The sequence below is a fragment of the Lutispora sp. genome (assembly GCF_041687175.1).
Classification (GTDB): domain Bacteria; phylum Bacillota; class Clostridia; order Lutisporales; family Lutisporaceae; genus Lutispora.
Genome location: NZ_JAWLCK010000085.1, coordinates 1 through 11,847, shown reverse-complemented (window position 1 = coordinate 11,847; position 11,847 = coordinate 1). Strand labels below are relative to the sequence as shown.

Below are 11,847 nucleotides of genomic sequence, written 5' to 3'. Positions count from 1 at the left end.
TGCTATGTTTATTCCTATAAACCCGCCGAAAATATTCAAAAAGAATAGTAAGGCTGCTCCTATGATACCATTGATTATGAATTTAATTACAATTTTTATCGGTACTACTAATAGCATACCTATTATATAGATAGCACCTATGGCCAAAAACACGGCCAGTATTGTAAAAATATCTATCTGGGGCATAAAGACCCTCCTTTTACTGCAACTTAACCAATACTTGGCTAAATAATATATATTTCATTATACATGAAATATTACACAAAATTGCAGTAAAAAAGGTTTCTATATGTATCATAGGTCCATTTTTATGCCACATTGCTTTGCATGTTTTAACATATATACGTATTTTGCCCTTGCAGCCTCAATTTTGTATATTGCATGATCTATCAAATCTTCTTCCACTACATTCTCAAAATAGTTTTGTGCATCATACCATTCCTGACGGGCTTTAGCAATAGCTGCAAAAAACTCCTCATGATTATCCTTCTTTTTCCTCCTGGTAAATCCGGGTATCATGTTTAAAAGTTGTTTGACCTCTAAATTCAGTGACAAAAAAATGCCTCCTTATACTTTTTCTATTTATGTATAGGATATCCATATTATAGAAAAAGTATACAAGAGACATAACCCTTGAATAAAGTTATTTAAATAGATGTTCTACACTAACTAATTTTTCATCTTCAAAACTTAATTTACATATGTCTGGCATGTTCAAACCTTTCCAGAAATCGTAATTATATTTTTTATCATAATAATTCATTATTAGTACCATAATATTGCCAGCATTTTATAATTGCTTCATCAAAGTTTGTAACAAAATTATCGGCAAGTTTTCTTTCTCTAAATCCTTCATCTATTGAAATAGATAATCCGAAATAATCTGCTATACCTTCAACTGTTTGAATAGCACGTCTATAAGGACTTGATATAACCTTGTTTATGTTTTCACGTGATAACAATTCTGTTACTTTTTGGGCGTCTTTTATCCCTTTTTCAGATAATGGTCTATTTAATTCGTCAGGAGTATATGCTGAATTAGCGTGTCTAACAAAATATATATTAGCTATCATTTAATATTTATCCCCCATGCTTAATTCGCTATATTCTACTTATATGTAGAATCTGTGATATTTAACTCCAATGTCAGTTGTGCCGCTTCATCATTAGTTTGGATACTATGCCTGCTGCCAAATTGTCATTCCTAAGCTCCACGGCTTTATAAGCGCATAGCTCATGACAGCACATGCATTCAATGCATTTATCGTAGTTGATTTTTTTTGTCTCCTTATCAATAGCCTGTACCGGACAGCTCTCCACACACATATTGCACTTTCTGCATTTATTGCTATTAATCCTGGGGCGGGCTTTAAAAAAGTCAATTACCTTTATTACTGCTTTATTACCGAGCTTCTTTGTACTCTTAAAACGTTTGGGAAGCTTAAAATTGTGCAGTTCTGGAATCTCCATATAATCCCCAGCTAAAGTTATGTTCTTCAGCCTGCCTTCTCCCAGATTCCTCTTATGAGCAGTGCTCAATATCGGAATATCTTCTACGTTCATTCCTAACATTTTTGCTGCCACAGCATCCAGTGCTAGCGGATCCTCGCTTATGATTATCTTATTAGCCTGATATGGCTCTCCCGCTGTTGGTCCTTCTCCCTGCATTGCCAAAATCCCATCCATTATGTGTAAATGAAATTTAGCTGCTCTGTGAATATCGCAAATAATATGTCCGAAATCTAGCGGTTCCGGAGCCATTCTATGGTATTTTGCCTTTCTGAGCCCAGGTATACATCCGAATACATTTTTTACTGCTCCAGTGTAAAAAGCTGCTGAATGTGTCTTGAGCTTAGGCAAATTGATTACAACGTCAGCATCAAACAATGGTTTTGCTATGTACATAGTTTCTTCGCACTTGCTTTCCGGTTGTACTGCTACAACACCTTCACGATCGAAATTCTTAACTTCCGCACCTTCCTCTTCCACCACTCTTTCATATCCTGCCACCTTTAAGGCCTGTGCGGTAGGCGCCATACCTGCGATTGCCCCTCCTGCGCTATCTCCAACCCATACGATACAGCCTTTGCTTTTCAATATTTTTATCATAGCCCTCACAAACTCGGAGTGTGTCACTGCCGCTGATTCCGATGTTTTAGGTCCGATAAGATTAACCTTAAGAAGGACTTTATCCTGGGGCTTTACGTATTTATTCCATCCTCCAAACAGCTCTATGGCGTCATTTATTTTTTCCATCAGAGAATCTAAACTATAGTCTTTGCATTCTTTTATTATTACCTTGCTCATAAAGGGAGCCTCCTTAATATTAAAATAAATCCTAATATCCTACTATTGTATTTTAGACCAGGTTATCACTGTGAGTTCATCTATTTGTAGCTACGTTAATTAAACTCATTAGCTTTATGATACCATATGAATACATATTCTCACAAAATAAAAAAGCAGGAGATTTCTTGGGTTCACTTCTACAATTTCTCCTGCTTTAAAAAACTTTATTTTGTAAATACATAGACATATAAAATCTATATCTCTCTTCTTCCCTCCAGAGCTTTCATCAGGGTTACCTCATCCGCATATTCCAAATCACCGCCTACTGGTATTCCGTGGGCTATTCTTGTAGCTTTTATTCCCAGAGGCTTAATAAGCTTTGAAATATACATAGCCGTTGCTTCTCCTTCTATGTTGGGGTTGGTTGCCAGGATTACTTCCTTCACATTGTCATCTCCAAGTCTTGACAGCAGTTCCTTGATCCTTATATCATCAGGCCCTATACCATCCATAGGAGAAATTGCACCATGGAGTACATGGTAAAGACCCTTATACTCCCTTGTCTTTTCCATGGCTACCACATCCCTGGGATCTTCAACTACACATATTATGCTGTTATCCCTTTTAGCATCGGAGCATATATTGCATCTGTCGCTATCAGTGATATTAGAGCATACCTCACAGTATTTCACATTTCTTTTGGCGTTTATTATGGCATAAGCCAATTCTTCAGCTTCCTTCTGAGGCATATCCAATAGATAGAAAGCTAATCGTTGAGCTGTTTTACTGCCTATGCCCGGTAACTTTGTAAAAGCTTCAATCAGCTTCGCAATAGGAGCTGCATAATAGTTCATCAGAATAGACCTCCAGGCAGGTTCATACCGCCAGTAAACTTACTCATTTCACGAGCCATCATTTCATCCGCCTGTCTTATGGCTTCATTTACTGCTGCCATTACTAAATCCTGCAGCATTTCCACATCGTCAGGATCCACCACTTCAGGTTTTATAGTTATGGATTCAATCTGCTTTTTACCATTAATAACTACAGTTACAGCTCCGCCTCCGGCACTTGCTTCAATTGTTCTTTGTTCTATCTCTTGCTGAAGCTTCAGCATTTCCTGCTGCATCTTCTGAGCCTGCTTCATTATATTGCTCATGTTTCCCATTCCGCCTGGGAATCCACCTCTTGCCATATTTATTCCTCCTTAAATATAAGTATTGGCACGCGTTGCGCAGCCTAAGGTATTCCTATCCCGTCCTGGCACGAGACTCGAATCCATGCCCGGGTCACGAGTCAAAATCCGAAAAGAGTACCATCTCTCCTGAGTTCTGATCTCTGAGCTCTGAGTTCATAGTTCATAATGATTATACTATTCTTCTTCCACTACTTCAACGAGGTCTTCGCCAAATAGTTCAATAGCTTTTTTCACTACATCATTTTCATCAGTTTCTCTCTTATCCTCTTCACTGGCTATTGCCACTTCATCTTCATAGACAGCTTTTATTCTTATTGGTTTTGAGAAGTATTCGGCTGCAATTTCTTCTATTTCTTTTTTGGTATCAGACCTTTCCACGGATTCTTTTGAGAACGAATCCTGCCTGGCAAAGCATAGAAGAATCTTTTCCCCATCTATAATCGCCGGTTTACATAGAGCCAGGTATGTTCTGAGCTTCATCTTTTTCCTGTTCTTGATTTCCTGTATAAAGCCATTCCATTTCTCCATTATATCAGGAGATAGAGGTTTGGGTTCCAGATTCTTAGCTTTTTCAGAAGTTTTCTTTTCTGTCTTCTTATCTTCCTTTTTTTCTTCTTTCTTTACCTTTTTCCCTTCTTGTGCAATAGCTATAGATATCTCGCCTTTAGCCAGCATATCTTCCAGCTTCTCAATCCTCGCCAGCAGTCCTTCTGGACTCATATCCTTATCCAGCTTGCACATCTTTATTATTGCTACTTCCAGAATTGTTTTGGGCTGAGGTGCCCACTTTATACCTGAAGTCAGATCAGATAAAATATCTATGCATCTGATGATATTATCTCTTCCATAACCACTGCTCTGCTCCTTAAGCATTGATACCGTCTCTCTGGATAAATCTATGATATCCTCCGCCTGTTCCACCAGCTTAGCCATCAGAAGATTTCTATAATGGCTGAGAAGGTCTCTGGCGAATTGACCCATATCCTTTCCCTCATCGGATATCTCTTGTATAAGCATCATCGCCTTAGGACAGTTGCCCTCCAATATTGCATCTGCCATTTTAAAGAGATATTCATCATTTACTATGCCCAAAACTTTAAGAACATCATCATGCTTTATTTCCATTCTCCCAAATACGGCACATTGGTCCATGATGCTTATGGCATCTCTCATAGCTCCATCAGAGTTTCTTGCAATTAACCTCAATGCATCTTCCTCTGCTTTAATATTCTCCTCTTTACATATATATTTCAATCTGTCCACGATGTTCTCCTGAACCAGTCTCTTAAAGTCAAATCGCTGGCATCTGGACAATATGGTGGCAGGCAGCTTATGGGGTTCTGTAGTAGCAAGTATAAACTTCACATATGCAGGAGGTTCTTCTAATGTCTTAAGCAATGCATTAAAGGCTTCGTTGGTAAGCATATGAACCTCATCTATTATATATACCTTATATTTGCCCATGGCAGGAGCAAATTTAACTGCTTCCCTCAAATCTCTTACATCTTCAATCCTTCTATTGGATGCTGCATCTATTTCAAAAACATCCATGGAATTACCCTGATTTATGCTGATACAGCTTTCACAGTTATCACAGGGATTGCCATCCTGTAGATTAAAGCAGTTTACAGCTTTGGCAAGAAGCTTTGCGGTGCTGGTCTTACCTGTACCCCTGGTACCGCAAAACAAATAAGCATGAGATAGTTGATCGGTCTTGATCTGATTTTTCAGGATTGTGGTTATCTGCTCCTGACCGCATACATCTTCAAATTTTTTTGGTCTCCATTTTCTATATAATGCAGTATACATTTAATCAACTCCTCATGTTTGTAACTATTATATATTATAACATTTTTCTTGGTTTGGAAAACAAAATTGGAAAAAGAAAAAGCTCGTATAAATACGAACTTTAGATTCATAGAAAAGCCTAAATTTTTTTGTATCAGATTATTAAAATTAAAGGCCGTGCACCTTCCTTCGGCAACGAACGCCTCCAAGCGTTACCCGGACAGTTAACTCCAACCAGGCATCCCTGCGGCACACAGAAGGGTTTACTTACCGCTGCTTCCTCCCGGACCTGACGGGGTTCATAAATTTCTGTTGCGTAGGACCCAATTATCAACGCCACTTATCAGGGGCAGACCTTACAGACGCCGGCCTCAGAAAAGGAATTCAATCCTGCTGTTGCGGATTGCAGGTTACAGGGCACCGCAAACTCCCCATCTAGCACGGCCAAGCTTTAAACAATTTTTTAGTGATACAAATAGAATTATATATTTAATAATTAAATGTGTCAACGGATAGTTTTGGCTATCAGATTCTATTTACCCGATATTGCCAGTTCTCCCACTATGACACTGGGGCTTCCAAAACATCCACCAGAAGGCATTCCAAATTTTAAATCTTCTCCTACTTCTATTATATCCTGAAGAACATTATAAAAATTACCCGCTACTGTAATTTGTTCTACAGGTTTAATTTCCTTGCCATTTTTTATTTCAAAACCCTTTGCAGCAAGTGAAAAATCTCCAGATACTGCATTTGCACCAGAATGTAATCCTTGAACCTCTGTGATGAAGATTCCATCACCTAATTGGTTCATCAAATCTTCTCTTGTTTTATTACCGGGTTTTATATAAAAATTGCTTGGAGAAACTCCTATAGGTGAAGCATAGGAACCCTTTGAAGCATTCCCCGTGGACTTTACTCCGTCTTTTTGGGCAGTTTTCAGATTATATAGCAAAGTATTAAGCTTACCTTCCTCCACAACTGTCTTTGTATAGCAAGCCACACCTTCTGCATCAAAAGGTGCTGAAGCCAAGCCTTTCTCCATGAGTGGATCATCTATTATTGTAACAGCTTCTGAAGCAATCTTTGTTCCCACTTTTCCCTTCAAAAGGGACATGCCTTTTTGCACATTATAGGCGGAAAAAATGCCTGAAAAGGTATCCAGCATATCTGCCATAACATCATTCCTGATTATAACCTTGTATTTACCTGATGTAATGCTTTCTGCTCCCATATAAGCCAATGCATCGTTCACAGCTTCCTCTGCGAGAGCTTTAGTATCTATATCACTGTAATCATTGGTAGCCTTAAAGGCATAAGCGGTGTTAACCTTGCCATTTTCTTCAACTACAGGTGCAACCACAGCGTACATGGTGTTGGATTTATATTGAAGATCCAAACCCTTAGAATTTATAATCCTGCTCTCTCCTGTACCTGTCACTACCATGCATTCCTCTATATTCTTTACCTTATCACTTTGGGCCAATGTATCCTTCTCCAACTGCAAAGCCATCTTTATTTTCTCATCAGCCTTCATTTGGGACAATGCTTCATTGAATCCTTTTATATCGGTGTAGTTGTCATGCCCTCCATATATTATGTCCACTTCATCATCCTCAATAGCCATAGCATTTTCCTTAGCCTTCTTTATTAGCATATCCAGAGCATAGTCATCCAATGCTTCTGTGTAGGAATAACCCATCTTACCATTGTATAATCCTCTGAAGCTTAATCCTCTATGAGCATTGAGACTGTATTGATCAATTTCACTCTTATAGATAGTTACCTTGAAGCTATCTCCATCTACATAATATATTTCATACTCAGTAAAGCCTGCTTCCTTAGCCTTGGAAAAAAGTTTTTCCGCAAAATCCTTTATATCCATAACAGTCACCTCCTACTCCCTTCCGCCTACAGTTATTTCAGATACCCTTATAAGAGGCTGGCCTACATTTGTAGGTATGCTTCCGCTGACGGAGCCACACATACCTGCTGCCAAATCCAATTCCTTACCTACCATGTCTATCCTTGTAAGTATCTCTGAGCCCTTTCCAATGAGGGTTGCTCCCCTCACAGGCCTATCTATTTTTCCATCTTTGACCAAATACCCTTCCAATACAGCAAAGTTGAACTCTCCTGTAACAGGATTTACAGAACCTCCACCCATTTTTTTAGCATAAAGACCATAATCCATGGATTGGATTATTTCATGATTTTCATCATTACCTGGGGCTATATAAGTGTTTGTCATTCTGGAAGTTGGAGCAAATCTATAGGACTGCCTTCTGGAACTTCCTGTAGCCTCCATATTCATCCTTCTGCCATTAAGCTTATCTATCATATAACCCTTCAATATTCCGTTTTCAATAAGTACATTTTTTCTAGTGGGATTGCCTTCGTCATCAATGTTTAAAGAGCCCCATTCATTTGGCAATGTACCATCATCTATAGCAATAACCTTATCAGAAGCTATCTTCTGTCCCAGTTTTCCTGCAAATTCTGAATTGCCCTTAGCAACAGCTGTAGCCTCCAATGAATGACCGCAGGCTTCATGGAATATAACTCCTCCAAATCCGTTATCTATGGCAACCACCATTTTGCCTGATGGACATAAAGGTGCATGAAGCATGGTAACAGCTATTCTTGCTGCTTCTTTCCCGCATTGGGCAGCATCAACTATATCAAATAATTCAAAGCCCATACCTTTTCCCGGAGCTTCATAACCTGTCTGATTTTCTTTCCCATCGCTGGCAATAGCCTGGACTGCAAACCTGGTCCTTATCCTTCTATCTTCTGTATATAAGCCTTCGCTGTTAGCTATAGCAACTCTCTGATCCACATCCACATAACTGGACATTACCTGAGCTATTTCCTTACTATAATCCTTTGCAGCATTGTAAGCTTCCTTCATCTTCGCTACCTTTTTGGCTATATCTACGCTTCTCGGAACATAGATTATGGGATGGATATTTGTGTTTACCCTTTCTACCAGATCCACAGCCTTATCCTCTCTGACATCTCCCAAAGCCAATGCTGCATTGGATGCTGTGCGAAGAAGGGACTCCCTTGAAGTATCATTTGTATAAGCATATATACTTCTCAATCCTTTAAAAATTCTTATACCTATTCCAAAATCTCTTCCTGAAACTGCCGTCTCAATCTTGCCGTTTACAAGTCCCAAAGAGCTCTTCTCTGTATCCTCTATAAACACTTCTGCAAAATCTCCCCCTGTTGACAGCGCTTTTCCCAATATATCTTTTATGATGTCCTTATCAATCAAGTTAACCCCTCCCAGCAATAGTATTCTTTTTCCAAATTTTTTATAATATCATTATATCATAAGTATTGTTTTTGCGAGTATATATAATATCTGCTTTATCAATGTTCCATTATACTTAATTTGATGATATAATAAAAACATAGACATATTTTTAACAATTTCCATTTGACATATACAGTTTTTTTGGTACAAGGAGGTGCCGTTATGAAAATAAGAACCTTCCTGTCCTGTATTGTTATAACAGCTTTTTATTATATGACTCCTTTGGGTCTTTTTGATATTCCTGCGAGCCCTCCTCCGTCATACAAATCAGACATTATACCTCTTTCCAATGTTTTTGTTGAAATTCCACAAGAACCCTATGATATTAATATAGTATCTTCTATTATTGATAAATTATCTGCCTTTCCTCCAAAACTCATTGACAGGTTAATTGGAAAAGGTGAAAAAATGAGGCTTATAACAGGGCGTCTTACTGATGAACCGGAATATCAGCATCTCAAAGGAAAGATTCCTAGAGGCTGGGAAGATACAGGATGCACCTGGGATGATGTTCCCGGTATAGGTGGCAATCCTATTGTGGTAAGGATTGATTCCTGTGGTTCCAGTTCAGACCACAGCAGTGTTGGTCTAGAACTTCACGAAGTAGCCCACAGAATCGATGAATTAAATATAATAAAAACAAGTGACAGCTATAGCTTTAGAAAAATATGGCTCAGTGAATCTCCTATTCTGTTCAAGAACAATCCATATTTTATAAAAAATTGCAACGAATACTTTGCAGAATGTTATGCCATGTATCTATACTCCGATACTACAAGGACAGAACTTAAAGATAAAGCCCCTCTCACCTACCAGTTCTTTTCACAGGATTTATATAACCCATTGTCTAAACCGGATTTGTCGGTATATCGCTTCGGAAGCGCAAAAATATGCGGAGGCTTATACAAGAATAAAACATATTCCTCATATAGTGATATTGTAAAAGAAGCATACTTCAAATCCACTGATGATATATATGTGGCTTTTGCTGTCACCAACTACGGTAAATCAACAGACAAACCTCTGAAGCTTTCCCTATGGGTAGACGGCAAATTAGTATTTGATAGTTATCAAGGCCCCATAAAGGAAGGCCATATGTGTCGTGTGTGGAATATCAAAATAGGGAAGCTTTCGCCAGGTATTCATACAATAATCTATGAAGCAGACAGCAACTACGGTATATCCGAAGCCGATGAGAATAACAACTGGGCTGAATATAAAATTGAGGTTGAGTAGCAAATATGGCAGGATAATTCCTTTTTTTGGCGAATTATTATTCAAGAACATCCCATAAAGGAGATGAAAGCATGAGTTTATTAAAAAATCTAGGTAACAAAGCCCTTAACACAGCTAAAGTAGTAGGCAGTAAATCTCAGGACATGATGGAAATAGGCAAGTTGAAGATGCAGATTTCTCAGGCGGAAGGAGAAATCAAAAAACTAAAGGCTGAAATTGGCGAAGTGGTATATACCGCCTATGCATCTGGACAAGGCTCACCAAGCGAGCAGGTTGTTTCTCTTTGCGATGCCATCAATGCCAAATATGCAGAAATTGAAGAACTAAAGCTTAAGATTCAGCAGGTACAAAATGATTAGTTAAAATAAGAAGAGCTTCTTTCGGAAGCCCTTCTTATTTTATTACTCTCTTCCAAATGCACCATATGCTTTTACGTCCACTAAAACCAAGTCTCTGTCAGGTATCCAGCCATTGTCATGGTCGGTGAGTTCCCACATGTCCATGCTTATTTTATCCAGACCGTTGGTGTATCTTTGGATTTGGTAGTGGTCTCCGTATATCATCAGTATGTCGTTTATCGGTGAGGTATAGTTGAGTCATTTGATCCCTTTGTGGCTCTGTACCTGATTTATTCACTTATATTGCTTTTTCCTCCAGCTTCTCTTCAAAAACTTTCCTGCATTCCTGACATTTTATTTCAACATCAGCATAATCTTCATCAAATATCCTGTGATTACAATGAGGACAGCGGACAATGTACTTCTTCTTACTCATTCGCCTTCACCTCCGGCTTCTTTAGCTTCATGAGTCTTGCCATCTTCATCATCAGAGGCTCTAAAATCTCTCCAACCATGTAATGAACCATTGGTGAGTAATTCTCCTTTGTTTCGTCAAACAGCCTGGAAATAAGGTCGTAGAGATTCTTTATATCCTCTTCTGTGGCATCTGCGGTAGACACTTCAATAAAAATCTTTGTACCGTCACGCTTGGCGATATGGTCACTCACATACTTCTCCAGAGCGTATCTTGCTATGCTTGATGTGGTAACGCTTGCCTCCGGCATTTGCGCTTGAAGTTCATCGATGATAGCGTCCAACTCATCCGACTGCCTTTGTGTAAGCCTTACCCGAAGCATGCTATCCTCTTCTGTAGACATTGTCGCACCTCCTGTGTTTTATATTAGTTTTTTTGATCCACAATGTATTACAAATTGTCAAGAATGGAGAAAAAGAAACCCGACTTGCCGTTATATTGGCTTGTCGGGTTTATTCATAATTCTATATTCTATTATTTTGTAAGTTTATCCGTAACATATAATTTTTAGAAATAATAATACTTTTTGAGTATTCCGCTTTATTCGAGTACTTATATTTTTTTATTCATCTTGTATAATCAACTTTTTTATCCTTTCATCAAATTCTTCAATATTATTTTCATCATATAAAGAAATTGTTAATTCATGCTCATATTCTAAATCATTAATATGGCTATGATCATTAAGTGCTTTCTTGGATAATAATCTTTCTAAGTCATCTTTTAATTCAGCCGCTTCTTCCATTGTAAGCATTAAAAGAACATTTCTTACTGCTATATTATTATCTTGGTTAAGTATTCTCATCTATGTAAACCTCCTTTAATTATGTGGGACATCTACTGGATAAAGTGGTCCCGATTTAACCCATTTACCATTTATAAATTCTTCTACATGTCCATGTGGATTATTGTGTGGAGAAGTATTGTTTATATCAAATCTTATTCTTCTTGTTCCGTCACTTGATATAAATACCTTGTCTCCACTTTTATTAGTTATTACTTTAGCATCCTTACCTAGCCAGTCTTTTATATTCTTTGCCAAATCATCTACTTTATTAGGAACAGTACTACTCGTTCCCTTATTAGCAAACAACTGTAAATTAATTTCAAAAGGTTGTTTAGTTACCTTCCTCGTACTCTCTATAACCTCATCTGCATTCTTTAATGCAGCTTTCCCTAATTTTACACCTTCATCTAGTAC

14 protein-coding genes, 1 other RNA gene and 1 pseudogene are annotated in these 11,847 nt (G+C 38.1%); 2 read left to right on the top strand and 14 right to left on the bottom strand.

The window, feature by feature from the left end; translation table 11 throughout:
• The 10 genes and pseudogenes from ACESM9_RS11440 to ACESM9_RS11395 all read right to left on the bottom strand — a co-directional run.
• Positions 1 to 186, bottom strand: a 186-nt coding sequence (locus ACESM9_RS11440; RefSeq protein WP_372998533.1) for a pro-sigmaK processing inhibitor BofA family protein, incomplete at its 3' end; no start/stop codon positions are given.
• Positions 187 to 294: 108 nt separating this feature from the next.
• Entirely contained in the window at positions 295 to 555 is a 261-nt protein-coding gene (locus tag ACESM9_RS11435) for a YaaL family protein (protein WP_372998529.1), read from the bottom strand.
• 88 nt (positions 556 to 643) lie between these two features.
• Positions 644 to 1,070, bottom strand: a pseudogene (locus ACESM9_RS11430) (histidine phosphatase family protein).
• Positions 1,071 to 1,146: 76 nt separating this feature from the next.
• On the bottom strand, positions 1,147 to 2,307 hold the full coding sequence (locus tag ACESM9_RS11425) for a DUF362 domain-containing protein (RefSeq protein WP_372998526.1): 1,161 nt from the start codon (positions 2,305 to 2,307) through the stop codon (positions 1,147 to 1,149).
• A 236-nt stretch (positions 2,308 to 2,543) separates the two neighbouring features.
• Entirely contained in the window at positions 2,544 to 3,143 is a 600-nt protein-coding gene (recR, locus tag ACESM9_RS11420; protein WP_372998523.1) for a recombination mediator RecR, read from the bottom strand.
• Entirely contained in the window at positions 3,143 to 3,484 is a 342-nt protein-coding gene (locus ACESM9_RS11415) for a YbaB/EbfC family nucleoid-associated protein (protein WP_372998520.1), read from the bottom strand. Before ACESM9_RS11415 ends, recR begins: the two co-directional genes overlap by 1 nt.
• A gap of 177 nt (positions 3,485 to 3,661) precedes the next feature.
• Positions 3,662 to 5,296 (bottom strand): DNA polymerase III subunit gamma/tau, encoded by a 1,635-nt coding sequence (gene dnaX / locus ACESM9_RS11410; RefSeq protein WP_372998516.1) that lies wholly within the window; start codon positions 5,294 to 5,296, stop codon positions 3,662 to 3,664.
• A 154-nt stretch (positions 5,297 to 5,450) separates the two neighbouring features.
• Positions 5,451 to 5,719, bottom strand: an RNA gene (gene ffs / locus ACESM9_RS11405) — signal recognition particle sRNA large type.
• A gap of 88 nt (positions 5,720 to 5,807) precedes the next feature.
• Positions 5,808 to 7,160, bottom strand: coding sequence for a TldD/PmbA family protein (locus ACESM9_RS11400; RefSeq protein ID WP_372998513.1), 1,353 nt, complete (start codon positions 7,158 to 7,160; stop codon positions 5,808 to 5,810).
• A 12-nt stretch (positions 7,161 to 7,172) separates the two neighbouring features.
• Complete coding sequence (locus tag ACESM9_RS11395) at positions 7,173 to 8,555, bottom strand: TldD/PmbA family protein (RefSeq protein WP_372998510.1); 1,383 nt, start codon at positions 8,553 to 8,555, stop codon at positions 7,173 to 7,175.
• A 204-nt stretch (positions 8,556 to 8,759) separates the two neighbouring features.
• Here ACESM9_RS11395 and ACESM9_RS11390 point away from each other — a divergent pair, with 204 nt between their 5' ends.
• Together ACESM9_RS11390 and ACESM9_RS11385 are read left to right on the top strand one after the other, a co-directional pair.
• Complete coding sequence (locus tag ACESM9_RS11390) at positions 8,760 to 9,833, top strand: anthrax toxin lethal factor-related metalloendopeptidase (RefSeq protein WP_372998507.1); 1,074 nt, start codon at positions 8,760 to 8,762, stop codon at positions 9,831 to 9,833.
• Between the two features lie 71 nt (positions 9,834 to 9,904).
• The gene (locus ACESM9_RS11385) at positions 9,905 to 10,192 is read left to right on the top strand and encodes a hypothetical protein (RefSeq protein ID WP_372998505.1); all 288 of its coding nucleotides are present in this window, start codon (positions 9,905 to 9,907) and stop codon (positions 10,190 to 10,192) included.
• Positions 10,193 to 10,469: 277 nt separating this feature from the next.
• On the opposite strand, the gene ACESM9_RS11380 is transcribed toward ACESM9_RS11385, so the two are convergent.
• The 4 genes from ACESM9_RS11380 to ACESM9_RS11365 all read right to left on the bottom strand — a co-directional run.
• Complete coding sequence (locus ACESM9_RS11380) at positions 10,470 to 10,607, bottom strand: hypothetical protein (RefSeq protein WP_372998502.1); 138 nt, start codon at positions 10,605 to 10,607, stop codon at positions 10,470 to 10,472.
• A complete protein-coding gene (locus ACESM9_RS11375) occupies positions 10,600 to 10,989 on the bottom strand; it encodes a hypothetical protein (protein WP_372998499.1) in 390 nt (129 codons plus the stop codon). Before ACESM9_RS11375 ends, ACESM9_RS11380 begins: the two co-directional genes overlap by 8 nt.
• Before the next feature lie 219 nt (positions 10,990 to 11,208).
• Positions 11,209 to 11,451: a hypothetical protein gene (locus ACESM9_RS11370; protein ID WP_003514003.1), complete on the bottom strand. Its 243-nt coding sequence runs from the start codon at positions 11,449 to 11,451 to the stop codon at positions 11,209 to 11,211.
• Positions 11,452 to 11,466: 15 nt separating this feature from the next.
• Positions 11,467 to 11,847 (bottom strand): hypothetical protein (locus tag ACESM9_RS11365; protein WP_372998495.1); only part of this gene is annotated, 381 nt, incomplete at its 5' end.